Here is a 22,780-nt window from a genome sequence, read left to right on the forward strand (position 1 = left end):
TCAGGCGTCCTTGGACTCCTCGGCAGCGGCCTCCTCGGCCTTGGCGTCCTCGACCGGGGCGTCCTCGGCCTTGGTCTCCTCGGCCTTGGTCTCCTCGGCCTTCGGCTCCTCCGCCTTGGTCTCGGCCTCCTTGACCGCGCGCTTGGTGGCGGCCTCGGCCTCACCCACGGCCTTCTGCTGCACCGTCAGTGCCTCGACCAGCTCGATGACGGCCATGGGCGCGTTGTCGCCACGGCGGTTGCCGATCTTGGTGATACGGGTGTAGCCACCCGGACGGTTCTCGTACCGCGGGCCGATCTCGGTGAAGAGCGTGTGGACGATGCCCTTGTCCGTGATGACCTGGAGCACCTGACGGCGGTTGTGAAGGTCGCCCTTCTTCGCCTTGGTGATCAGACGCTCGGCGTACGGCCGCAGACGGCGGGCCTTCGCCTCGGTGGTGGTGATACGGCCGTGCTCGAACAGCGCCTTCGCGAGGTTCGCGAGGAGCAGCTTCTCGTGCGCGGCGCTGCCGCCCAGACGGGCACCCTTGGCGGGCTTCGGCATGGTTCTTCTCCTGTGTGTCTGCCCCGGCCGTACCAGGTACCGGAGTCAGTATCCGAGCAGGCGGTCGCCTGTCGGAGATCCAGATGCCCCCGAAGGGGCATCTGGAAGGGGCGCGGGGAACTGCGCGATCAAGCACAGCGCACCCGCGCCCGAAAACGGACCGTCGGTCCCGAGCTCTTAGTACTGCTCGGTCTCGACGAACCCGGCGTCCGCGTCGTCGTCCGCGCCGAACGCGTCCGCGGCGGCGGTCGGGTCGAATCCGGGCGGGCTGTCCTTCAGGGCCAGACCCATCCCGGCCAGCTTCGCCTTGACCTCGTCGATGGACTTCGCACCGAAGTTGCGGATGTCCAGCAGGTCGGCCTCGGAACGCGCGACGAGCTCACCCACGGAGTGGATGCCCTCACGCTTGAGGCAGTTGTAGGAGCGGACCGTCAGCTCGAGCTCCTCGATCGGCAGCGCGAGGTCGGCGGCCAGCGCGGCGTCCGTCGGGGACGGACCCATGTCGATGCCCTCGGCGTCGATGTTCAGCTCGCGGGCGAGGCCGAACAGCTCCACCAGGGTCTTGCCGGCGGAGGCCATGGCGTCACGCGGACGCATCGCCTGCTTGGTCTCGACGTCGACGATCAGCTTGTCGAAGTCGGTGCGCTGCTCGACACGGGTCGCCTCGACCTTGTACGTGACCTTCAGCACCGGCGAGTAGATCGAGTCGACCGGGACACGGCCGATCTCCTGACCCACCTGCTTGTTCTGCACGGCGGAGACGTAGCCGCGACCGCGCTCGACGGTCAGCTCCATCTCCAGCTTGCCCTTGCCGTTGAGCGTGGCGAGGACCAGGTCGGGGTTGTGCACCTCGACACCGGCCGGGGGCGCGATGTCGGCGGCGGTGACCAGCCCCGGGCCCTGCTTGCGCAGGTACATCACCACGGGCTCGTCGTGCTCGGAGGAGACGACCAGCTGCTTGATGTTGAGGATCAGGTCGGTGACGTCCTCCTTGACGCCCGGCACGGTGGTGAACTCGTGCAGGACGCCGTCGATGCGGATGGACGTGACCGCCGCACCCGGGATCGAGGAGAGGAGCGTACGGCGCAGAGAGTTGCCGAGGGTGTAGCCGAAGCCCGGCTCCAGCGGCTCGATCACGAACCGGGAGCGGAACTCGTCGACGACCTCTTCGGTCAACGAGGGTCGCTGAGCGATCAGCATGTGTGGATCAGATCCTTCAGTCGTGGGCGCCCGCTATATGACGCCCGACCAGGCCGCACCGGACATGGTGCGGGTACTGCAAGGGTACGGGCGGTACGGCCCGTATACGGGCCGTACCGCCCGGACACCCACTGCCGTGAAGCGGCGAACGCGTCAGACGCGGCGGCGCTTCGGCGGACGGCAGCCGTGCTGCGAAAGTGTGGGGGCCGACCCCCACACCCCCAGCCGGAGGCCGGACCGCCGAGGCCGAATATCAGACGCGGCGGCGCTTCGGCGGACGGCAGCCGTTGTGCGGGGTCGGGGTGACGTCCTGGATGGAGCCGACCTCGAGACCGGTCGCCTGAAGCGAACGGATGGCGGTCTCACGACCGGAGCCCGGGCCCTTGACGAACACGTCGACCTTGCGCATGCCGTGCTCCTGGGCGCGGCGGGCGGCCGACTCGGCGGCCATCTGCGCGGCGAACGGCGTGGACTTCCGGGAGCCCTTGAAGCCGACGTGGCCGGCGGAGGCCCAGGAGATCACGTTGCCGGACGGGTCGGTGATCGAAACGATGGTGTTGTTGAACGTGCTCTTGATGTGCGCGTGGCCGTGAGCGACGTTCTTCTTTTCCTTGCGGCGCACCTTCTTGGCAGCGCCCTGACGTCCCTTGGGGGGCATGTCGAAAACTCCTACGGGAGGTGGTCGGTCCTACAGCGAAGACCGCTGGACGGCGAGTGTCGCTGCGGACTACTTCTTGCCCGGCTTCTTCTTGCCGGCGATGGCGCGACGCGGGCCCTTGCGGGTACGGGCGTTGGTGCTGGTGCGCTGACCGCGGACGGGCAGACCGCGGCGGTGCCGCAGACCCTGGTAGCAGCCGATCTCGACCTTGCGGCGGATGTCGGCCTGGATCTCGCGACGGAGGTCACCCTCGGTCTTGATGTTGTTGTCGACGTACTCGCGGATCGCGACGAGCTGCTCCTCGGAGAGGTCGCGAACGCGGGTGTTCGGGTCGATGCCGGTGGCGGCCAGCGTCTGCTGGGCGAGGGTCCGGCCGATGCCGAACACGTAGGTGAGGGCGACCTCCACGCGCTTTTCGCGCGGGATGTCAACACCGGAAACGCGTGCCATTCAATGGCTCCAGTTGATCTTCGGAGGTCTTCCACAGGACCGGCTCCCAGCCCGCCGTACCAGGTACGGACCGGGTCCCCGGCCTCCGAACCGGGGGTGTCGAGCGGACGATCTCCGCTCGGGCCCTGCGTATGAACATATTCAGCTCGCGTCGCGCGAATCTCTGCGATAGCGGTGCAGAGGGTGCGGTCGGTCGTGCGTCAGCCCTGGCGCTGCTTGTGGCGCGGGTTCTCGCAGATGACCATGACCCGGCCGTGACGGCGGATCACCCTGCACTTGTCGCAGATCTTCTTGACGCTCGGCTTGACCTTCATGGGGTGAGGTTCTCCGGGTCAGTTGCCGACGGCCCCGCGTGAGACACGGGGCGTGGGCAAGATCTACTTGTACCGGTAGACGATCCGGCCACGCGTCAGGTCGTACGGAGACAGCTCCACCACGACCCGGTCGTCAGGGAGGATGCGGATGTAGTGCATGCGCATCTTGCCGCTGATGTGTGCCAGGACCTGGTGGCCGTTCTGGAGCTCGACCTTGAACATGGCGTTCGGCAGAGACTCGACGACAGTGCCCTCGATCTCGATGGCACCTTGCTTCTTGGCCACGCTTCGCCCTTCGAATCGACTACCTTGATCGACTCTCGCTGCACCGTGGCCTGCGCGCAGGCATGCGGATACACAAGAGCCGACGAGTCAGTCTACGTCAGCGCCCCACGAAACACGAATCGAGAAAGCCTGCCCCACGCCGGAGATCATCATGCAGGCGGGTCCGGTGCCGCCGTGATGCCGACCCATCCTTGACGCCGCTCCCGCGGGCTCGGCGCCGGGGGCGCCTCACGAGTTTCGAGCGGCTGCGCCGGCCTCCGACCGGCGGTCGCGGCCCGGGGCGCCGTCAAGCCAGGGGGTCCGGTGCCGCCGTGATGCCGTACTCGGCCAGCTTCGCCTTGCCCCCGTCGGGCGCCGTCAGGACCAAAGGCCCCTGGGGCGTCAGGGCGACCGAGTGCTCCCAGTGGGAGGACCAGGTGCCGTCCGTGGTGATGACCGTCCAGTCGTCCTCGAGGACCTGGGTCTTCGGGGTGCCGAGGGAGACCATCGGCTCGATGGCGAGGCAGAAGCCGGGGACCAGCTTGGGGCCCTTGCCGCGGCGGCGGTCGACGTAGTTCAGCAGGTGCGGGTCCATGTGCATCTCGGTGCCGATGCCGTGGCCGCCGTAGTCCTCGATGATCCCGTAACGGCCGCCGCCCGGCTTCGGCTGGCGGCGGATGTACGTCTCGACGGCCCGCGAGATGTCGACAAGGCGGTTGCCCTGCTTCATCGCCGCGATGCCGGCCCACATCGACTCCTCGGTCACCCGGGAGAGCTCGACCAGCTCCGGGGCGTGGCCGGACCCCACGAAGGCGGTGTAGGCCGCGTCGCCGTGCCAGCCGTCGACGATCGCGCCGCAGTCGATGGAGATGATGTCGCCGTCCTTGAGGACGACGTCGTCGGAGGGGATGCCGTGGACGACGACCTCGTTCACGGAGGTGCAGATCGTCGCAGGAAAGCCGCCGTAGCCGAGGAAGTTCGGCTTGGCGTTGTGCTCCGCGAGCACCTTGCGCGCCACCTGGTCCAGGTCCTTGGTGGTCGCCCCGGGCACGGCCGCCTCCCGGGTGGCCGCGTGAATGGCGGCGACGACCAGCCCCGCCGCACGCATCTTGGCGATCTGCTCGGGGGACTTGATCTGCACCATGGGGACTACGGCCTTTCTCGGACCGGGGAAAGGACGGACACTTTCAACAATACGGGCCGGCATCATCCAGCCCGTTGGGGTCCCCCTGCTCGAAGAGCTTGGGGGAGTTTGAGGGCGGGGCCGTTCAGAACGATGTGGGGATCCGGGGGTGCGACCCCCCGGGGACGGCCGCACCAATCCGCACCGACACCGCGCACACGTCGGCCGCGGCCCCATGAGGAACCGCGGCCGAGCAGCGCGGCTAGTCGCGCTGCAGCGCGCCCAGCGCCCGCCGCGTGATCTCGTCCACCGGCCCCAGCGAGGAGATCGTCACGACCAGCCCCTGCGCCTTGTAGTAGTCGATGATCGGCTCGGTCTGCGTGTGGTAGACCTCCAGCCTCTTGCGGACGGTCTCCTCCGAGTCGTCGTCCCGCTGGTACAGCTCCCCGCCGCAGACGTCGCAGACGCCCTCCTCCTTCGGCGGGCTGTACGTCACGTGGAAGACGTGCGCCGAGTCCTTGCGGCAGATCCGCCGTCCGGCGATCCGCTTGACGACCTCCTCCTCGGGCACCTCGAGGTCGAGCACCGCGTCCAGCTCGATGCCCTCGGTCCGCAGCAGCTCGTCCAGCGCCTCGGCCTGCGAGACATTGCGCGGGAAGCCGTCCAGCAGGAAACCGCCCTCGGCGTCGGGCTGCTCCATGCGGTCCTTGGCCATGGCGATGGTGACCTCGTCGGGCACCAGGTTGCCGGCGTCCATGTAGGACTTCGCGAGCTTGCCGAGCTCCGTCTGCCGGCTGATGTTGGCACGGAACAGGTCGCCCGTGGAGATGTGCGGAATGCGCAGCTTCTCGGCTAGACGTGCGGCCTGTGTTCCTTTGCCGGCACCCGGCGGTCCGACGAGGACGATTCGCATCAGCGGAGGAACCCTTCGTAATTGCGCTGCTGGAGTTGGCTCTCGATCTGCTTCACCGTCTCGAGACCGACACCCACGATGATCAGGATGCTGGTCCCGCCGAAGGGGAAGTTCTGGTTTGCGCCGAACCCGACCAACGCCATTGTCGGTACGAGAGCGATCAGTCCCAGATACAGCGAACCCGGCCAGGTGATCCGGTTGAGTACGTACGAGAGGTACTCGGCGGTCGGCCGGCCAGCCCGGATGCCCGGGATGAAGCCACCATACTTCTTCATGTTGTCCGCGACTTCTTCGGGGTTGAAGGAGATCGCCACGTAGAAGAACGCGAAGAACACGATGAGCAAGAAGTACAGAGTGATGTAAATCGGGTGATCACCCTTCACCAGGTTCTGCTGGATCCAGGTCTTCCACCCCGAGTTGCCTCCGGAGAACTGGGCGACCAGTGCCGGAATGTAGAGCAGCGAAGAGGCGAAGATGACGGGAATCACACCCGCCTGGTTCACCTTGAGCGGGATGTACGTCGACGTACCACCGTAGGAACGGCGGCCGATCATGCGCTTGGCGTACTGCACCGGAATGCGGCGCTGGGCCTGCTCGACGAAGACGACCAGGCCGACCATGACCAGACCGACGAGAATGACCGTGCCGAATTCGATCCAGCCGTCGGCGAGCTTGCCCTGCTTCTTGATGGCCCACAGCGCGGACGGGAAGGTCGCGGCGATCGAGATGAACATCAGGATCGACATGCCGTTGCCGATACCGCGGTCGGTGACGAGCTCGCCCAGCCACATGACCACGGCCGTACCGGTGGTCATCACGATCACCATGACGATCGTGTTGTAGATCGACTGGTCCGGGACGATGTTGCCCGCGGCCGTGCACCCGGAGAACAGGGCGCCGCTGCGGGCGGTGGCCACCAGGCCGGTGCCCTGCAGGACGGCGAGCGCCACCGTCAGGTAACGGGTGTACTGGGTGATCTTCGCCGTACCGGCCTGGCCCTCCTTCTTGAGGGCCTCCAGCCGCGGGATCACCACGGTCAGCAGCTGCAGAATGATGCTCGCCGTGATGTACGGCATGATGCCCAGCGCGAAGACCGTGATCTGCAGCAATGCGCCGCCGCTGAACATGTTCACCAGGCCGAAGAGACCCTGGTTGCCCGAGGCCTCCTTCACACACTGCTGGACGGCCTGGTAGTTGACGCCGGGAATCGGGATGTGGGTACCGACTCGGTACACCACGATGATGCCGAGCGTGAAGAGCAGCTTCTTGCGCAGGTCGGGCGTCCTGAACGCCCGGGCGAAGCCGGTGAGCACGGTGCCTCCTGCGACCCCCCACGCAAGTGCGTCAAGGGTGACGGTCTTGAGGTTCGACGAAAAAGAACAGTGCAGGCCACCTTACCGGCGACACTGCCCCCCTTGGAACGACCAACCGGGGATACCTCATTGTGAGGTATCCCCGGTTGGGATCGTTCATGTCATCGAGACGTCCGCGGATGTCAGACGAGCTCGGTGACGGTACCGCCGGCGGCGGTGATCTTCTCCTTGGCGGAGCCGGAGACGGCGTCGACCGTCACCTGCAGCGCCACGGAGACCTCGCCCTGGCCGAGGACCTTGACGAGGCTGTTCTTGCGAACGGCACCCTTGGCCACCAGGTCCTCGACCGTGACCTCGCCGCCCTCGGGGTAGAGCGCGGCCAGCTTGTCGAGGTTCACGACCTGGTACTCGGTCTTGAACGGGTTCTTGAAGCCCTTCAGCTTCGGGAGACGCATGTGCAGCGGCATCTGGCCGCCCTCGAAGCTCTCCGGAACCTGGTAGCGGGCCTTGGTGCCCTTGGTACCACGACCGGCCGTCTTACCCTTCGACGCCTCACCACGACCGACACGGGTCTTGGCGGTCTTGGCGCCGGGGGCGGGACGGAGGTTGTGGATCTTCAGCGGGTTCTGCTCCGCCATGATCAGTCGACCTCCTCGACCGTCACGAGGTGGCGGACGGTGTGCACCATGCCGCGGAACTCGGGACGGTCCTCCTTGACGACCACGTCGCCGAGCTTCTTGAGCCCGAGCGTACGCAGGGTGTCACGGTGGTTCTGCTTGCTGCCGATGTAGGACTTGACCTGCGTGATCTTGAGCTGCGCCATGACTACGCACCCGCCCCGGCACGCGCACGCAGCAGGGCCGCGGGGGCCACGTCCTCCAGCGGCAGACCACGGCGGGCCGCGATCGCCTCGGGACGCTGCAGGCCCTTGAGGGCCTCCACGGTGGCGTGCACGATGTTGATCTGGTTGTCGGAGCCGAGCGACTTCGACAGCACGTCGTGGATACCGGCGCACTCGAGCACGGCACGCACCGGACCACCGGCGATAACGCCGGTACCCGGGGAGGCGGGCTTGAGCAGCACGACGCCGGCAGCCTTCTCACCCTGGATCGGGTGCGGGATGGTGCCCTGGATCCGGGGGACCTTGAAGAAGTGCTTCTTGGCCTCCTCCACACCCTTGGCGATGGCGGCCGGCACCTCCTTCGCCTTGCCGTACCCGACACCCACGGTGCCGTCACCGTCGCCCACCACGACCAGCGCGGTGAAGCTGAAGCGACGACCACCCTTCACAACCTTGGCGACGCGGTTGATCGCGACGACGCGCTCAACGTACGCGGTCTTCTCGGCGGCAGCTGCGCCACCGTCACGGCCCTTCCGGTCCCGCCGCTCGCCGCCACCGGCACCGCCACCGCGGCGCTGGGGTCCAGCCATTGGAATTACCTCTCTCTGTTTCCGCTAGCTCGGAACCGGCTCAGAACTTCAGGCCGGCTTCGCGGGCGGCGTCCGCCAGGACGGCGATGCGCCCGGCGTACTGGTTGCCACCACGGTCGAACACGACGGCCTCGACACCGGCGGCCTTGGCACGCTCGGCGACCAGGGCGCCGACCTGCTTGGCCTGCGCGGACTTGTCGCCCTCGCCACCGCGGATCGACGTGTCCAGCGTGGACGCCGACGCCAGGGTGTGGCCCTTCAGGTCGTCGATCACCTGCGCCACGATGTGGCGGTTGGAGCGGGTCACGACCAGACGGGGACGCTCCGCCGTACCGGACACCTTCTTGCGGATCCGGATGTGACGGCGCTTGATCGCGGCGCGCTTGTAGGCGTCGCCCTTGAGGATCTTCTGCCCGTATGCCATGGCTTACTTACCCGCCTTTCCGACCTTGCGGCGGATGACTTCGCCCTCGTACTTGACGCCCTTGGCCTTGTACGGGTCGGGCTTGCGCAGCTTGCGGATGTTGGCCGCGATCTCGCCGACCTTCTGCTTGTCGATGCCCTCGACCGAGAAGCGGGTCGGGGTCTCCACCTTGAAGGTGATGCCCTCGGGCGCCTCGACGGTGATCGGGTGGCTGTAGCCGAGCGCGAACTCCAGGTTCGAGCCCTTGGCCGTCACTCGGTAACCGACACCGCTGATCTCGAGCTTCTTCACGTAACCCTGGGTCACGCCGGTGATCATGTTCGCCACCAGCGTGCGGGACAGGCCGTGCAGGGCCTTGTTCTGACGCTCGTCGTTGGGGCGGGTCACCTGCAGGGTGCCGTCCTCGCCCTTGACGATCTCGATCGGCGCGACGACGGTGTGGGTCAGCTCGCCCTTGGGGCCCTTGACCGAGACCGTGCGGCCATCGATGGTGACGTCCACGCCGGCGGGAACCGCGATGGGGAGCTTGCCGATGCGCGACATAGCTGTTTCCTCCGTTCCCTTCCGTTACCAGACGTAGGCGAGGACTTCCCCACCCACGCCCTTCTTGCCGGCCTGCTTGTCGGTGAGGAGCCCGTGGGACGTGGAGATGATCGCCACGCCGAGGCCGCCGAGCACCTTCGGCAGGTTGGTGGACTTCGCGTACACCCGGAGACCGGGCTTGGAGATCCGCTTGATGCCCGCGATGGAGCGCTCACGGTTCGGGCCGTACTTCAGCTCGAGGACGAGGTTCTTGCCGACCTCGGCGTCCTCGGTCTTCCAGCCCGTGATGAAGCCCTCCTGCTGGAGGATCTCCGCGATGTGCGACTTGATCTTCGATGCCGGCATCGTCACGGTGTCGTGGTATGCCGAGTTCGCGTTCCGCAGACGCGTGAGCATGTCTGCGATCGGATCAGTCATGGTCATGAATTGGCCTTCGGCCTCTCTCGCCGGGGTTTCCTGGTGCGCCATCCCTCTCCCCGATCCGAGACGGGACGGGTGCGGCGCGGTGGACCTACGGCGTAGTAAGTCGTATGGCACGGCAGGTGCCCAACCCCGCAAGCCTAAGGCATGCGGAGTGGGCCCCCTGCCGTCCCAGTTGCTTACCGAGAGCCCTGGGAGTCCGGAACGACCCGGATTACCAGGAGCTCTTGGTCACGCCCGGCAGCTCGCCACGGTGAGCCATCTCACGAAGGCACACGCGGCACAGGCCGAACTTGCGGTACACGGAGTGCGGACGGCCGCAGCGCTGGCAGCGGGTGTAGCCACGCACACCGAACTTGGGCTTGCGAGCAGCCTTCGCGATGAGAGCCTTCTTCGCCATCTCGCTCACGCCTCCTTGAACGGGAAGCCGAGGTGACGAAGGAGCGCGCGGCCCTCAGCGTCGTTGGTCGCCGTGGTGACCACGGTGATGTCCATACCCCGGACGCGGTCGATCTTGTCCTGGTCGATCTCGTGGAACATGACCTGCTCCGTGAGACCGAAGGTGTAGTTGCCACGGCCGTCGAACTGCTTGGGGGACAGGCCGCGGAAGTCGCGGATGCGCGGCAGCGCGAGCGACAGGGTGCGGTCCAGGAACTCCCACATGCGGTCGCCACGGAGCGTGACGTGGGCACCGATCGGCTGGCCCTCACGCAGCTTGAACTGCGCGATGGACTTGCGGGCCTTGGTGACCGCCGGCTTCTGGCCGGTGATCGTGGTGAGGTCGCGGATGGCGCCCTCGATCAGCTTGGAGTCGCGGGCGGCGTCGCCCACACCCATGTTGACCACGATCTTGACGAGGCCGGGAACCTGCATGACGTTCTCGTACTTGAACTCGTCACGCAGCTTGCCCGCGATCTCCTCGCGGTACTTCTGCTTCAGACGCGGGGCAGTGGTGGTAGCCATCAGATGTCCTCACCCGTCCGCTTGGCAACGCGGATCTTGTTGCCGTTGTCGTCGAAGCGGTAACCGACGCGGGTCACGACCTTCTGGCCGTCCTTCTCCACGACGAGCTGAACGTTGCTCACGTGGATCGGCGCCTCGGTGGTGACGATGCCGCCGGCCTGGGAACCGCGGGCGGTCGGACCGGCCTTGGTGTGCTTCTTGACCCGGTTGACACCCTCGACCAGGACGCGCTCCTCGCGCGGGTAAGCGGCGATGACCTTGCCCTGCTTGCCCTTGTCCTTGCCGGTGATGACCTGGACCAGGTCGCCCTTCTTGATCTTCATGCTCACAGCACCTCCGGCGCGAGGGAGATGATCTTCATGAACTTCTTCTCGCGCAGCTCACGGCCCACGGGGCCGAAGATACGGGTGCCACGAGGGTCGCCGTCGTTCTTGAGGATGACGGCGGCGTTCTCGTCGAAGCGGATGTACGAGCCGTCCGGACGGCGGCGCTCCTTGACGGTGCGAACGATGACCGCCTTGACGACGTCACCCTTCTTCACGTTGCCACCGGGGATCGCGTCCTTGACGGTGGCGACGATGACGTCACCGATGCCCGCGTAGCGGCGACCGGAGCCACCGAGCACACGGATGCAAAGGATTTCCTTCGCCCCCGTGTTGTCGGCGACGCGCAGTCGCGACTCCTGCTGGATCACGTCTATCTCCTGATCGTCTGCCGGTTCCCGCAGGGCCCTTTACGGGCGACCCTGCGAGCCTGGCGGAACTGTCCTGCGGGTCGCTCCCGCAGGAATTACTTGTACCTCTGGAGGCGTAAACCCCTGCCGCCGGGCGGCACACCGGCCCGGAGACCCGGGGTGTCCGCTCGCCGGCCCGAAGGCCGGGGCGAGCGCCCCGGGCCCGGCCGTCCGGCGGGACTCCGCGAGTTCCCTCGTGAGCCCGTCGGACGGCCACTGCCCCGGCGGGGTGCCGGGGGCCGTAGCCCCTGGCGGGGTCAGCGGGGGCCAGGCCCCCGCTTCTTACTTCGCCTTCTCGAGGATCTCGACGACGCGCCAGCGCTTCGTCGCGGACAGCGGCCGGGTCTCCATCAGGAGGACGCGGTCGCCGACACCCGCGGCGTTCTGCTCGTCGTGCGCCTTGAGCTTCTCGGTACGGCGGATGACCTTGCCGTACAGCGCGTGCTTGACGCGGTCCTCGACGGCGACGACGACGGTCTTGTCCATCTTGTCGCTGACGACCAGACCCTCACGGGTCTTGCGGAAGCTGCGCTGCTCCGTCTTGTTCTCAGTCACATTGCTCTCGCTCATCAGGCGTTCTCCACCGTTTCGATGCCCAGCTCACGCTCGCGCATCAGGGTGTAGATCCGCGCGATGTCCTTGCGGACCGCCTTCAGACGGCCGTGGTTCTCGAGCTGCCCCGTCGCCGCCTGGAAGCGGAGGTTGAACAGCTCTTCCTTGGCCTCGCGGAGCTTGCCCAGAAGCTCCTCGTTGCCCAGCTCGCGCAGCTCGGACGCCTTGGTACCGGCCGACATCACGCTTCACCTGCCTCGCGCTTGACGATCCGGCACTTCATCGGCAGCTTGTGGGCCGCACGGGTCAGCGCCTCACGGGCGATCTTCTCGTTCGGGTAGGACAGCTCGAACATCACGCGACCGGGCTTGACGTTCGCGATCCACCACTCCGGCGAACCCTTACCGGAACCCATGCGGGTCTCGGCGGGCTTCTTGGTCAGCGGGCGGTCCGGGTAGATGTTGATCCAGACCTTGCCGCCACGCTTGATGTGACGGGTCATGGCGATACGAGCCGCCTCGATCTGGCGGTTCGTCACGTACGCCGGGGTCAGCGCCTGGATGCCGTACTCGCCGAACGCAACCTGCGTTCCACCCTTGGACATACCGTTGCGCTTCGGGTGGTGCTGCTTGCGGTGCTTGACCCTACGGGGGATCAGCATGTCGGTCAGGCCTCCGTTCCGGTGCTCTCAGCCGGAGCGGCAGGAGCCGGGGCCTCGGCCTTGGGGGCCTCGGCGGCCGGAGCCTGCTGCTGCGGCTTGCGACCGCGCCGCTCGCCACCGCGGCCACCACGGGCCGGGCGGTCGGCGCCACCGCGAGCCGGGCGGTTGCCCGCACGGGCGGCGGCGTTCTCGGCGCGGACCTCGGCGATGTTCTTCACGTCGCCCTTGTAGATCCAGACCTTCACACCGATGCGGCCGAAGGTCGTCTTGGCCTCGAAGAAGCCGTAGTCCACGTTCGCGCGGAGCGTGTGCAGGGGCACGCGGCCCTCGCGGTAGAACTCCGAGCGGGACATCTCGGCGCCGCCGAGGCGGCCGCCGCACTGGATCTTGATGCCCTTGGCGCCGGCCTTCATCGCCGACTGCATGCTCTTGCGCATGGCGCGGCGGAAGGAGACGCGGGAGGACAGCTGCTCGGCAACGGCCTGGGCCACCAGCTGAGCGTCGGTCTCGGGGTTCTTGACCTCGAGGATGTTCAGCTGGACCTGCTTGCCCGTGAGCTTCTCGAGGTCGCCGCGGATGCGGTCGGCCTCGGCGCCACGGCGGCCGATGACGATGCCCGGACGCGCGGTGTGGATGTCCACGCGGACGCGGTCACGGGTGCGCTCGATCTCCACCTTGGAGATGCCGGCGCGCTCCATGCCGGACGTCATCATCCGACGGATGGCGACGTCTTCCTTGACGTAGTCCTTGTAGAGCTTGTCGGCGTACCAACGCGACTTGAAGTCGGTCGTGACACCGAGCCGGAACCCGTGCGGGTTTACCTTCTGGCCCATTACCGGGTTCCTTCCTTGCTGCTGACGACCACGGTGATGTGGCTGGTCCGCTTGCGGATCCGGTAGGCACGGCCCTGGGCACGCGGACGGAACCGCTTCAGGGTCGGGCCCTCGTCGACGTACGCCTCGGAGATGTAGAGGCTGTCGGCGTCGGTGTGGTCGTAGTTGTGCGCGGCGTTGGCGATGGCGCTGTCCAGCACCTTGCCGACCGGCGCGGAGGCTGCCTGCGGAGCGAATCGCAGGACGGCCTGGGCCTCCGTGGCGTCCATGCCACGGATGAGGTCCACCACGCGGCGGGCCTTCATGGGCGTGACGCGGATGTACCGCGCCTGGGCCCTGGCTTCCATGGTTGTCCCTTCAGTTACTTACGTGTCTGAATGCGATCCGCTTAGCGGCGCTTCGACTTCCGGTCTTCCTTGACGTGACCCCGGAAGGTGCGGGTCGGCGAGAACTCGCCGAGCTTGTGGCCGACCATCGACTCGGTGACGAACACCGGGATGTGGGTCTTGCCGTTGTGCACCGCGAGCGTGTGGCCCAGCATGGCCGGGACGATCATCGAGCGGCGGGACCAGGTCTTGATGACGTTCTTGGTGCCGGCTTCGTTCTGGGCGTCCACCTTCTTGATCAGGTGGTCGTCGACGAAGGGCCCCTTCTTCAGGCTACGAGGCATCTCAACCCGTCCTTAGCGCTTCTTGTTCGTCTTGCGGCGGCGGACGATGTACTTGTTCGACGCCTTCTTGGGCGAACGAGTACGGCCTTCCTTCTTGCCCCACGGGGACACCGGGTGGCGGCCACCGGAGGTACGGCCCTCACCACCACCGTGCGGGTGGTCCACCGGGTTCATGACCACACCACGGACGGTCGGGCGGACGCCCAGCCACCGCTTGCGGCCCGCCTTGCCCCAGTTGATGTTGCTCTGCTCAGCGTTGCCGACCTCGCCGATCGTGGCGCGGCAGCGCTGGTCGACCAGGCGGATCTCACCGGACGGCATGCGGAGGTGGGCCATCGTGCCCTCCTTCGCGAGCAGCTGCACGGAGGCACCGGCGGAACGGGCGATCTTGGCGCCGCCGCCGGGGCGGAGCTCGATCGCGTGGATCGTGGTACCGACCGGCATGTTGCGCAGGGCCATGTTGTTGCCCGGCTTGATGTCGGCCCCGGGACCGTTCTCGACGCGGTCGCCCTGGTGCAGGCCGCGCGGCGCGATGATGTAGCGCTTCTCGCCGTCGGCGTAGTGCAGCAGCGCGATGTGCGCGGTGCGGTTGGGGTCGTACTCGATGTGCGCGACCTTCGCCGGCACGCCGTCCTTGTCGTGACGACGGAAGTCGATCACGCGGTAGGCGCGCTTGTGGCCGCCGCCCTGGTGGCGGACGGTCACACGACCGGAATTGTTACGGCCGCCCTTGCTGTGCAGGGGACGGACCAGCGACTTCTCCGGCGTGGACCGCGTGATCTCGACGAAGTCGGCGACGCTGGCGCCACGACGGCCAGGAGTCGTCGGCTTGTACTTGCGGATACCCATTGTCTCTCAGTCCTCGGAAATGATCCGGACTATCTGGACGCTCCGACCGCCGTCAGGCGGTCGGACCGCCGAAGATGTCGATACGGTCGCCCTCGGCGAGGGTCACGATCGCGCGCTTGGTCGCCGCACGCTGGCCGAAACCGGTGCGGGTCCGCTTGCGCTTGCCCTGGCGGTTGATCGTGTTGACCCCGGTGACCTTGACCTCGAAGACCGCCTGGACGGCCTCCTTGATCTGGGTCTTGTTGGCACGCGGGTCGACGACGAACGTGTACTTGTTCTCGTCGAGCAGCGCGTAGCTCTTCTCGGAGACGACCGGCTTGATCAGGACGTCACGGGGGTCCGTGTACGACTTGCTCAGCGGGGTCTCGACGGTGTTCTTGCCCTCGGCGGCGTGGCGGCGCGCCTTGGCGACACGCGCGGCCTTGGCGGCCTTGGCCGCCTTCGAGGCGATGCTCGGGTGACGCGTAGCCATCAGGCCTCGCTCCCTTCGTTGTCGTTGGCCTTGTTCGGGCCGGCGACGAAGGACTCGAAAGCGGCCTGGGTGAAGACCACGTCGTCCGAGACGAGAACGTCGTACGTGTTCAGCTGGCCCGGCTCCAGGATGTGGACCTGGGGCAGGTTGCGGGCGGACAGCCACGCGGCCTCGTCGGCACGGTCGACGACCAGGAGCAGGTTCTTGCGCTCCGAGATCTTGCCGAACAGCGACTTGGCGGCCTTCGTGGAGGGGGTCTCGCCCTCGACCACGCCGGAGACGACGTGGATGCGGTCGTGGCGGGCCCGGTCGGTGAGGGCGTGGCGCAGGGCCGCGGCCTTCATCTTCTTCGGGGTCCGCTGCGAGTAGTCACGCGGCTGCGGGCCGTGGACGACGCCACCGCCGGCGAACTGCGGCGCGCGGGTCGAACCCTGACGGGCGCGACCGGTGCCCTTCTGACGGTACGGCTTCCTGCCGCCGCCACGGACTTCAGCGCGGGTCTTGGTCTTGTGGGTGCCCTGACGGGCAGCGGCCAGCTGCGCGACGACGACCTGGTGGATCAGCGGGATGCTGACCTTCTCAACGCCGAAGATCTCCGCGGGGAGCTCGACGGTACCGGCCTTCTCGCCCGCCGGCGAAAGGATGTCAACAGTGCTCATCGGTTACCTCAGGCCCCCTTGGCCGCGGTGCGGACCAGGACGAGGCCGCCGTTCGGACCGGGAACCGCGCCCTTGATGAGCAGCAGACCCTTCTCCGCGTCAACGGCGTGGACGGTCAGGTTCTGGGTGGTGACCCGCTCGTTGCCCATGCGACCCGCCATGCGGAGGCCCTTGAACACACGGCCCGGGGTGGCGCAGCCACCGATGGAGCCGGGCGAGCGGTGCTTGCGCTGGGTGCCGTGCCCGGCGCCGAGGCCACCGAAGTTGTGGCGCTTCATGACACCGGCGAAGCCCTTGCCCTTGCTCTTGCCGGTGACGTCGACCTTCACGCCGGCCTCGAACACCTCGGCGGTGATCTCCTGGCCGAGGGTGTACTCGGCGGCGTCCGCGGTGCGGATCTCGACGAGGTGACGACGGGGGGTGACGTCGGCCTTCGCGAAGTGGCCCTTGAGGGGCTTGTTCACCTTGCGCGGGTCGATCTCGCCGAAGGCGAGCTGGACGGACTCGTAGCCGTCGACGTCGTTCGTACGGACCTGGGTGACGACGTTCGGCCCGGCCTTGACGACGGTGACCGGGACGACACGGTTGTTCTCGTCCCAGACCTGCGTCATACCGAGCTTCTCGCCCAGGATGCCCTTGATCTGCTTAGCCATCTCTCAGATCACCGCGCCTCAGAGCTTGATCTCGATGTCGACACCGGCCGGGAGGTCGAGTCGCATCAGAGAGTCAACGGTCTTGGGGGTCGGGTCGAGGATGTCGATCAGGCGCTTGTGCGTGCGCATCTCGAAGTGCTCGCGCGAGTCCTTGTACTTGTGCGGCGACTTGATGACGCAGTACACGTTCTTCTCAGTGGGCAGCGGCACCGGGCCCGCGACCGACGCACCGGTACGGGTCACCGTCTCGACGATCTTCTTCGCCGAGGAGTCGATGACCTCGTGGTCGTAGGCCTTGAGCCGGATGCGGATCTTCTGTCCCGCCATGGCTACTCCGTAGTCCTGTCTCTTCTCACGCTCTGGAACCCGGTGTTCCCTTGCTTTTCTCCGACCCACGCGGTCGGGCGTGTCGCGGTCCCGCTGACACGGATGCCCCTTGTTTCGAACACCCCTGCGGGATTGCGCACGGCCTGCCACCACCGCTAGCCGGGGGCTGAAGACCCACCGGGCGCCTGGCCGGCGTCGCACCCACACTTCCCGGAAGATTCCCGTACGTCCGCCCCAGCGCTGCCGTGAGGCAGTTAGGACGACGAGTACCGTGGGACTCGCTTCCGGTCCTCCCGGCGGGAGGCGCGCGGCATCAACACTCGACCGAGCAACTCGGACAGTCTGCCACAGCGAGCACGGCGCTGGCCAATCGGACCGGGGAGAATACCCCGGGAGTGGCGTGGGTCAAACGTGGGCCCCTTGGACCCACGGCCGGAGCCGTACCTCGTCCGCGCACGCGGAGTGAGCGGGACCGGCCGGAGGGTAGGGTCCCGGATCGGGCGAACACACGGCCGACGGGGGGATCATGGCGGCGTACCTGGGGCCACTGGAACTGGTCGGGGACCGCTGGATCATCGGGGACCCGAAGCGGGAGGGCGGCTCGTGCCTGGCTCTCACCGCCGAGGGCTTGGAGCACCACCGGCACGGAGCGCCGGAACTCCCGGCCGTCGTCCCGTGGTCCAAGTTCGTGGAGCTGCACATCCGAGCCACCTACAAGGCGCGGCACGCCACTCGCACCATGGGCGTGCTGGCCGCGCTCGCCGACAGCCAGATGGAGGCCGGCCCCAGCGGCTGTTCCCTGAACGGGATCCTTCGCCATCCGTACGAGCCCTGGTCGGTGACCTACACCCATCACCAGCGCCCCTACACGGGCAACCACGTCTACGTGGTGCAAGCCCTGTTCCGGAGGACGTCCGAAGCGAGGGCGCTGCACCGCCTGGGCGACCCGGAGTGGCTGGGGGCGGCCGTCGCCCGGCTGGCGCCGTTGTCCGCGTGGTGGACCCCCACACTGAGTCGCCAGGTGAGGGAGATCATCGAGGACCTCGGCACCTGACAGGGCTCCGAACCGACAGGACGACCCGTGTTGTCATCCGCGCGGACGGCTCCGCCGGTCCGACCCGCGGAGGGTTCTCCGCATCCTCGAACGGCAGCTCTTCCTGCTGTTGTGGGGCGGCCTGCGCGGGCGGGTTGTGATCTTCACGCTAGGGTCGGGCGCCGAAGGCAGAAGCACACACCGCGAACACTCGGGGGACGGGATGACGGCAGCCGACGCGCACGACACCGGGGAACTGCCCGGAGCGGCGGCACCCGTGGACGGAAACCGTGGGCACGACAAGACACTCCGGGACGCGACCCGCATGGACAAGTGGTCGGTCGCCTGGATACTGACCGCACTGCTGATGTGGGGGCTCTTCGCGGTCCTGATGCTCGCCTCGGACAGCCCCGACGCCTCCGCCGACGGCCGGGGCTGCCAGGGCCCGTTGATCGCCGCGCTCCAGGAAGAGGGGCCGGCCTGCGACGACGGAATGCGCCAGTGGCCGGTGCTGCTCGTCGTCCTGGTCCTGGCGCTCATCCCCACGATCGTCGCCGCGGCGACGACGGTCTACGCCAAGCTGCTGGGCCGCCTGGCGACGGCGCCCGGCGAGACGACCGGGCGCGGGGACACGTGCCGTTGAGTGGTCGGCTCTCCGAGGCGTACGCCACGAAGTGCGCCCAGGCGCCGGGCGCGAGGGTGAGTTGCGGGCCCTCGGTGAACCCTGACGTGCCCCCGCACGCCCAGTCAGCCGTTGCCGCGAACGAACCCCACTCCCGGGCGAATCCACGCCCCCGCCCGCGCGCCCACGGCGTCACGCACAAAAACACCCGCCACACCGCCCGCTTCACGGTGATCGGCGGCCACCTCGCCCAGCACCCGGAACTCTCGCTGGTCGCCACCGCGCCGGCCGTGCACATCCAGTCCCTGCCGGACGACACCCCCGTGGACATCAAGACCCTCGCCGACCGGTGCCGCCGCAGACCGCGACCGTCCGCGGCAGCACCGGGAAGTGTGTCCCTGACCTGAAACGTCAGATGACGCCCTGGGCGAGCATCGCGTCGGCGACACGCTCGAAGCCGGCGATGTTCGCCCCGGTGACGTAGTCGCCGGGGGAGCCGTAGCGCTCGGCGGTCTCGTGGCAGGTGGTGTGGATGTCGCACATGATGCCGTCGAGCTCCTCCTCCACGCGGGCGGCGGTCCACGACGTACGGGAGTGGTTCTGCGCCATCTCCAAGGCGCTGACCGCGACCCCGCCCGCGTTCGCCGCCTTGCCGGGGCCGAAGGCGACCCCCGCGCTCTGGAGCAGGTGCACGGCCTCGGGCGTCGTCGGCATGTTGGCACCCTCGGACACGGCCTTCACCCCGTTGCGGATGAGCGCCTCGGCGTCCTTCTCGTCGAGCTCGTTCTGCGTCGCGGACGGCAGCGCGATGTCCGCCGGAACCTCCCAGACCCGCCCGCCGGGCACGAACCGCGCGGAGGCTCCGCGGCGCTCGGCGTACTCGCTGATCCGGCCGCGCTCGACCTCCTTGATCTGCTTCAGCAGCTCGACGTCGATGCCCTTGTCGTCGATCACGTACCCGCCGGAGTCGGAGCAGGTCAGCGGGTTGGCGCCGAGGGCCAGCAGCTTCTCTATGGTGTAGATCGCGACGTTCCCGGAGCCGGAGACGACCGCCGTCTGGCCCTCCAGGTCCTCGCCGCGCTCGCGCAGCATCGCGCCCGTGAACAGCACGTTGCCGTAGCCGGTCGCCTCGGGCCGGATCAGGGAGCCGCCCCAGCCCTGGCCCTTGCCGGTGAGCACGCCGGCCTCCCAGCGGTTGGTGATCCGCCGGTACTGGCCGAACAGGTAGCCGATCTCGCGGGTACCGACGCCGATGTCACCGGCGGGCACGTCGGTGTGCTCGCCGATGTGCCGGTACAGCTCCGTCATGAACGACTGGCAGAAGCGCATGACCTCCGCGTCGCTGCGCCCGTGCGGGTCGAAGTCGCTGCCGCCCTTGCCGCCACCGATGCCGAGCCCGGTCAGCGCGTTCTTGAAGACCTGCTCGAAGCCGAGGAACTTGATGATGCCGAGGTTCACGGACGGGTGGAAGCGCAGGCCGCCCTTGTACGGGCCGAGCGCGCTGTTGAACTCCACCCGGAACCCGCGGTTGACGTGCACCCGCCCGCGGTCGTCCTGCCACGGCACCCGGAAGATGATCTGCCGCTCCGGCTCGCACAACCGCTCGACAAGCCCCGCCTCCGCGTACTCCGGCCGGGCCGCGAGCACCGGCGCCAGCGTCTCCAGCACCTCGTGAGCGGCCTGGTGGAACTCGGGCTGGGCGGGATTGCGGCGCTCGATCTCGGTGAGCAGGGAGGCGAGCGAGGCCTTCGTGTCGAGTCGCGTCACGGCGGACCCCTTTCTGGCACAACTGCCGGTACGAACCGGCGATGAAGCGCTAGGCGCCGTTGCCTCCGCGCAGGGACAGGGCCGTCCCGGGAATGGTCCATCCGGGAAACGACCGACCCTTCAGTGTTACTCCTATGTCAATGTACTGACCAGTGATCGATCACCAGGAGTCCACTATGCGAGACGGTCCAGCCGCAGACAGGGGACAAACCACCACCAACAGTACGGTGCTGGACGCCTCCGATGGCCGTCGGAGGCAAACGTGTGACGAGGACAACTACGTCACGGGCTCGACGGTCTCGCTCCTCGCCTCGCCGACGCCCTGTCCTCGGCGAGGCTCGTCTCGGGCCTCGTCGGCAGGGACGGCGTAGACGATGAGCAGGGCCGCGTACACGAAAATCAGAGCGCTGCCGGTGCAGGAGGTGCAGGCCGGCGTGTCGGCGTCGGCACGGGCCGGCCCGGGATCGTGTTGCCCAGCACGCCCGCGCACAGTACGAGGCCCGCCGCACCGAACAGCCGGACGGGACCGCGCTGCCTGCGCAGCCAAGGCGGAGTCCAGCCGGCGCTCCGGGCTGCGGCCGGCGGGAGCCGGAACACGGTGAAGCCGATCAGCGTGGTCCGGTTCGGGTACGGATTCACGCCTTCATTCCTCACTGCTGAGACGGTGCCGGGGTGGACACGGGCAGGAGGTGTCAGCGGTGCAGGAATTCGGCCGCGATGTACAGCCCGCCGGCCAGGGCGACCGCCCATCGGACGAGTTCCGAGCCGATCAGCGCACGTTCGGCCTGCGCGGTGGGGCGCAGGTGACTGTGCCGGGCTATGGCGGTCAGCGTGTCGGCCGCCGCCTGGCCTCCCCTGCCGGAACGGCGGACGACACGGCTCAGCCAGGGCGGCGCGAACAGTCCGGCCATGGGCTCTTTCTCCGGACCGAAGAACTCCAGCTGCCCGTCGTGCCGCATCTCCACACGGCTGATCGTCGACCACGGCAGGAACCGTGTGGACCACAGACGGCGTATGTACACACCGTCCCGGTCAGCGGTGATCCGCCACAGCGCCAGCCAGCTGCACAGCCATCCGACGACCAGCGAGGACCACAGCGCGGAGATCAAGTGACCCGGCTGCGGATGTGCCAGGCCCGCCCCGGACGGCTGATCGGCCAGTACCACGAACACGACGCACCAGGCCGCCGCCGTCGCCCTTCCGCCCCACCCGGCACCCCACACCAGCGGCACCTCCGGCGCCGCCATCGTCTCGGCGAGCCTCTCGACCCGCGCACGGCGCTCCCGCCGGGCCTCACGTCGCCGCTCCGCACGGCCTGTTCTCATCCCAGCCCCGCCACACGCATCTGTATGTTCCGCACGTTTCGGCATGTTCCGCCGCTCATACGCCCAGGTCCTGGGCCAGTTGGCCTGATCAGCTCTTGATGTGTATGGGGCAAAGCGCACCGGAGTCGCACCATCCTGCACTGTCGTTCGCACAGACCGATCCCGGAGGGCGTACGCGCGGCAGCGGCATGCCGGCATGCCGGCATGCATGTAGCGGACCACAGTCAAGAGCGACGAGACACTGGACGCCAGAACGCGCCATGAGGCGGCCCAGCTCGGCATAACCGTCTCCAAGCGGCCCCAAGAGGCCATCGCAGCCCACCTGCCGGGTGGATCGGCAGATGGGCTGTCAGGATTTACCAGGACGTCGGCATGAGGCTCCGGGTGCAGTGCTGTGCGAGCCGACTCAGACTTCCGTCATTGCCGTGGTGGCGGTGTGACGGCCCACCCTCAAACCGCAGGGGATATTACGGGCGAACCGCCGGATCAGTCAGCGACCGGAGTCCGCTGACGGGGCGACGTCGTCTTCGGTGCAGAGCTCGGACGTGGAAGCCGCATCAGTGAACTCGGTGATGACCTTTTCCATGACCGCTACGCCGACCGAGCCTTGCTCCTTACTGATCACTGTGAAGACTTCTGCGCCGTCCTTGCGCTTCTTGCTGCACCTTACGTGCCCTACCGCGGCTGAGTCGGAAATGATGTACTGCTCCTTCTTCTTCTTGACATCGGCGGGCCTCAAGTGGTGTTCGCCGTATGCGATCTTAGTGAGGGTGGTCCCCGGTGACGACCGTTGAATGATGCTGTCGACGGCAAGCTTCCGGTCAACCAGCAGTTGGCAACGCGCGTAGCCGGTGATGCCGCCCTTCATGGGCCAGAGCTTCTTACCCGGCGGAAGAAGCGGTTCGAGAGCTGAGGAAGACACCGCCGTGCCGCACAACGAAGACGGAATGCCGTATTCCCGCTTGTCCTGCGACGATCCTGAAGAACAGGCAGTCAGGACCATGCCGGCGGCCAGGAGACAGACGATGCGAGCCGCGGAGAAGCGACGACGGATGAGCGACATCG

36 protein-coding genes are annotated in these 22,780 nt (G+C 67.6%); 3 read left to right on the forward strand and 33 right to left on the reverse strand.

Annotated elements, in window-relative coordinates; translation table 11 throughout:
• The 30 genes from rplQ to rpsJ all read right to left on the reverse strand — a co-directional run bounded on the left by rplQ (position 1) and on the right by rpsJ (position 16,968).
• Positions 1-543 (reverse strand): 50S ribosomal protein L17, encoded by a 543-nt coding sequence (rplQ, locus tag ACX25U_RS14370; protein WP_454392181.1) that lies wholly within the window; start codon positions 541-543, stop codon positions 1-3.
• A 177-nt stretch (positions 544-720) separates the two neighbouring features.
• Entirely contained in the window at positions 721-1,743 is a 1,023-nt protein-coding gene (locus ACX25U_RS14375; RefSeq protein WP_062640332.1) for a DNA-directed RNA polymerase subunit alpha, read from the reverse strand.
• Positions 1,744-1,996: 253 nt separating this feature from the next.
• The gene (gene rpsK / locus ACX25U_RS14380) at positions 1,997-2,401 is read right to left on the reverse strand and encodes a 30S ribosomal protein S11 (protein WP_003956432.1); all 405 of its coding nucleotides are present in this window, start codon (positions 2,399-2,401) and stop codon (positions 1,997-1,999) included.
• A 69-nt stretch (positions 2,402-2,470) separates the two neighbouring features.
• Positions 2,471-2,851, reverse strand: coding sequence for a 30S ribosomal protein S13 (gene rpsM, locus ACX25U_RS14385; RefSeq protein WP_454392183.1), 381 nt, complete (start codon positions 2,849-2,851; stop codon positions 2,471-2,473).
• 200 nt (positions 2,852-3,051) lie between these two features.
• Positions 3,052-3,165, reverse strand: coding sequence for a 50S ribosomal protein L36 (gene rpmJ / locus ACX25U_RS14390; RefSeq protein WP_003998809.1), 114 nt, complete (start codon positions 3,163-3,165; stop codon positions 3,052-3,054).
• A gap of 63 nt (positions 3,166-3,228) precedes the next feature.
• A complete protein-coding gene (gene infA, locus ACX25U_RS14395) occupies positions 3,229-3,450 on the reverse strand; it encodes a translation initiation factor IF-1 (RefSeq protein ID WP_003948620.1) in 222 nt (73 codons plus the stop codon).
• A 286-nt stretch (positions 3,451-3,736) separates the two neighbouring features.
• Positions 3,737-4,573 carry a type I methionyl aminopeptidase gene (gene map / locus ACX25U_RS14400; protein ID WP_454392185.1) on the reverse strand — a complete coding sequence of 279 codons (837 nt, stop codon included), beginning with the start codon at positions 4,571-4,573 and terminating at the stop codon, positions 3,737-3,739.
• Between the two features lie 241 nt (positions 4,574-4,814).
• Positions 4,815-5,465 (reverse strand): adenylate kinase, encoded by a 651-nt coding sequence (locus ACX25U_RS14405; RefSeq protein WP_454392187.1) that lies wholly within the window; start codon positions 5,463-5,465, stop codon positions 4,815-4,817.
• Positions 5,465-6,778, reverse strand: coding sequence for a preprotein translocase subunit SecY (gene secY, locus ACX25U_RS14410; protein ID WP_454392189.1), 1,314 nt, complete (start codon positions 6,776-6,778; stop codon positions 5,465-5,467). The genes ACX25U_RS14405 and secY overlap by 1 nt, the downstream gene beginning before the upstream one ends.
• Before the next feature lie 182 nt (positions 6,779-6,960).
• Positions 6,961-7,416 (reverse strand): 50S ribosomal protein L15, encoded by a 456-nt coding sequence (gene rplO / locus ACX25U_RS14415; RefSeq protein WP_073951479.1) that lies wholly within the window; start codon positions 7,414-7,416, stop codon positions 6,961-6,963.
• A 2-nt stretch (positions 7,417-7,418) separates the two neighbouring features.
• Complete coding sequence (rpmD, locus tag ACX25U_RS14420) at positions 7,419-7,601, reverse strand: 50S ribosomal protein L30 (RefSeq protein ID WP_073951480.1); 183 nt, start codon at positions 7,599-7,601, stop codon at positions 7,419-7,421.
• Between the two features lie 2 nt (positions 7,602-7,603).
• On the reverse strand, positions 7,604-8,209 hold the full coding sequence (gene rpsE / locus ACX25U_RS14425; RefSeq protein ID WP_073951481.1) for a 30S ribosomal protein S5: 606 nt from the start codon (positions 8,207-8,209) through the stop codon (positions 7,604-7,606).
• 40 nt (positions 8,210-8,249) lie between these two features.
• Entirely contained in the window at positions 8,250-8,633 is a 384-nt protein-coding gene (gene rplR, locus ACX25U_RS14430; RefSeq protein ID WP_454392192.1) for a 50S ribosomal protein L18, read from the reverse strand.
• A 3-nt stretch (positions 8,634-8,636) separates the two neighbouring features.
• Positions 8,637-9,176, reverse strand: a complete 540-nt coding sequence (gene rplF, locus ACX25U_RS14435) for a 50S ribosomal protein L6 (protein WP_454392194.1) — start codon at positions 9,174-9,176, stop codon at positions 8,637-8,639.
• Positions 9,177-9,200: 24 nt separating this feature from the next.
• Positions 9,201-9,599, reverse strand: a complete 399-nt coding sequence (rpsH, locus tag ACX25U_RS14440) for a 30S ribosomal protein S8 (RefSeq protein WP_073951484.1) — start codon at positions 9,597-9,599, stop codon at positions 9,201-9,203.
• A gap of 211 nt (positions 9,600-9,810) precedes the next feature.
• Positions 9,811-9,996, reverse strand: coding sequence for a type Z 30S ribosomal protein S14 (locus ACX25U_RS14445; RefSeq protein WP_003948630.1), 186 nt, complete (start codon positions 9,994-9,996; stop codon positions 9,811-9,813).
• Positions 9,997-10,001: 5 nt separating this feature from the next.
• The gene (gene rplE / locus ACX25U_RS14450; protein ID WP_030745251.1) at positions 10,002-10,559 is read right to left on the reverse strand and encodes a 50S ribosomal protein L5; all 558 of its coding nucleotides are present in this window, start codon (positions 10,557-10,559) and stop codon (positions 10,002-10,004) included.
• Positions 10,559-10,882 carry a 50S ribosomal protein L24 gene (gene rplX / locus ACX25U_RS14455; protein WP_030174548.1) on the reverse strand — a complete coding sequence of 108 codons (324 nt, stop codon included), beginning with the start codon at positions 10,880-10,882 and terminating at the stop codon, positions 10,559-10,561. Before rplX ends, rplE begins: the two co-directional genes overlap by 1 nt.
• 2 nt (positions 10,883-10,884) lie before the next feature.
• Positions 10,885-11,253: a 50S ribosomal protein L14 gene (gene rplN / locus ACX25U_RS14460; RefSeq protein WP_003998823.1), complete on the reverse strand. Its 369-nt coding sequence runs from the start codon at positions 11,251-11,253 to the stop codon at positions 10,885-10,887.
• A gap of 321 nt (positions 11,254-11,574) precedes the next feature.
• A complete protein-coding gene (rpsQ, locus tag ACX25U_RS14465) occupies positions 11,575-11,862 on the reverse strand; it encodes a 30S ribosomal protein S17 (RefSeq protein WP_073951487.1) in 288 nt (95 codons plus the stop codon).
• Positions 11,862-12,086: a 50S ribosomal protein L29 gene (gene rpmC, locus ACX25U_RS14470; protein WP_018564811.1), complete on the reverse strand. Its 225-nt coding sequence runs from the start codon at positions 12,084-12,086 to the stop codon at positions 11,862-11,864. Before rpmC ends, rpsQ begins: the two co-directional genes overlap by 1 nt.
• Positions 12,086-12,505: a 50S ribosomal protein L16 gene (gene rplP / locus ACX25U_RS14475; RefSeq protein ID WP_009190136.1), complete on the reverse strand. Its 420-nt coding sequence runs from the start codon at positions 12,503-12,505 to the stop codon at positions 12,086-12,088. The genes rpmC and rplP overlap by 1 nt, the downstream gene beginning before the upstream one ends.
• Before the next feature lie 5 nt (positions 12,506-12,510).
• Positions 12,511-13,338: a 30S ribosomal protein S3 gene (gene rpsC / locus ACX25U_RS14480; RefSeq protein WP_454392197.1), complete on the reverse strand. Its 828-nt coding sequence runs from the start codon at positions 13,336-13,338 to the stop codon at positions 12,511-12,513.
• Positions 13,338-13,685 (reverse strand): 50S ribosomal protein L22, encoded by a 348-nt coding sequence (rplV, locus tag ACX25U_RS14485; RefSeq protein ID WP_356189305.1) that lies wholly within the window; start codon positions 13,683-13,685, stop codon positions 13,338-13,340. Before rplV ends, rpsC begins: the two co-directional genes overlap by 1 nt.
• A 41-nt stretch (positions 13,686-13,726) precedes the next feature.
• Entirely contained in the window at positions 13,727-14,008 is a 282-nt protein-coding gene (gene rpsS, locus ACX25U_RS14490) for a 30S ribosomal protein S19 (protein WP_023547380.1), read from the reverse strand.
• Between the two features lie 12 nt (positions 14,009-14,020).
• A complete protein-coding gene (gene rplB, locus ACX25U_RS14495) occupies positions 14,021-14,857 on the reverse strand; it encodes a 50S ribosomal protein L2 (RefSeq protein ID WP_454392200.1) in 837 nt (278 codons plus the stop codon).
• Between the two features lie 52 nt (positions 14,858-14,909).
• A complete protein-coding gene (gene rplW, locus ACX25U_RS14500; protein ID WP_389828173.1) occupies positions 14,910-15,329 on the reverse strand; it encodes a 50S ribosomal protein L23 in 420 nt (139 codons plus the stop codon).
• Complete coding sequence (gene rplD / locus ACX25U_RS14505; protein ID WP_454392203.1) at positions 15,329-15,988, reverse strand: 50S ribosomal protein L4; 660 nt, start codon at positions 15,986-15,988, stop codon at positions 15,329-15,331. The genes rplW and rplD overlap by 1 nt, the downstream gene beginning before the upstream one ends.
• An 8-nt stretch (positions 15,989-15,996) precedes the next feature.
• A complete protein-coding gene (gene rplC / locus ACX25U_RS14510) occupies positions 15,997-16,641 on the reverse strand; it encodes a 50S ribosomal protein L3 (RefSeq protein WP_454392205.1) in 645 nt (214 codons plus the stop codon).
• Positions 16,642-16,659: 18 nt separating this feature from the next.
• On the reverse strand, positions 16,660-16,968 hold the full coding sequence (gene rpsJ / locus ACX25U_RS14515) for a 30S ribosomal protein S10 (protein ID WP_003948644.1): 309 nt from the start codon (positions 16,966-16,968) through the stop codon (positions 16,660-16,662).
• A gap of 526 nt (positions 16,969-17,494) precedes the next feature.
• Here rpsJ and ACX25U_RS14520 point away from each other — a divergent pair.
• The 3 genes from ACX25U_RS14520 to ACX25U_RS14530 all read left to right on the forward strand — a co-directional run bounded on the left by ACX25U_RS14520 (position 17,495) and on the right by ACX25U_RS14530 (position 19,030).
• Positions 17,495-18,022: a hypothetical protein gene (locus ACX25U_RS14520; protein WP_454392207.1), complete on the forward strand. Its 528-nt coding sequence runs from the start codon at positions 17,495-17,497 to the stop codon at positions 18,020-18,022.
• A gap of 202 nt (positions 18,023-18,224) precedes the next feature.
• Positions 18,225-18,644: a hypothetical protein gene (locus tag ACX25U_RS14525; protein ID WP_454392209.1), complete on the forward strand. Its 420-nt coding sequence runs from the start codon at positions 18,225-18,227 to the stop codon at positions 18,642-18,644.
• Complete coding sequence (locus ACX25U_RS14530; RefSeq protein WP_458633809.1) at positions 18,641-19,030, forward strand: hypothetical protein; 390 nt, start codon at positions 18,641-18,643, stop codon at positions 19,028-19,030. The genes ACX25U_RS14525 and ACX25U_RS14530 overlap by 4 nt, the downstream gene beginning before the upstream one ends.
• A gap of 4 nt (positions 19,031-19,034) precedes the next feature.
• On the opposite strand, the gene gdhA is transcribed toward ACX25U_RS14530, so the two are convergent.
• The 3 genes from gdhA to ACX25U_RS14545 form a co-directional block, all read right to left on the reverse strand.
• A complete protein-coding gene (gene gdhA / locus ACX25U_RS14535) occupies positions 19,035-20,390 on the reverse strand; it encodes an NADP-specific glutamate dehydrogenase (protein ID WP_454392213.1) in 1,356 nt (451 codons plus the stop codon).
• 692 nt (positions 20,391-21,082) lie between these two features.
• Positions 21,083-21,715, reverse strand: coding sequence for a PH domain-containing protein (locus tag ACX25U_RS14540; RefSeq protein ID WP_454392215.1), 633 nt, complete (start codon positions 21,713-21,715; stop codon positions 21,083-21,085).
• Positions 21,716-22,205: 490 nt separating this feature from the next.
• The gene (locus ACX25U_RS14545) at positions 22,206-22,778 is read right to left on the reverse strand and encodes a hypothetical protein (protein ID WP_454392217.1); all 573 of its coding nucleotides are present in this window, start codon (positions 22,776-22,778) and stop codon (positions 22,206-22,208) included.
• Between the last annotated feature and the right edge of the window lie 2 nt (positions 22,779-22,780).

The sequence above is a fragment of the Streptomyces sp. JNUCC 63 genome, from assembly GCF_054366325.1.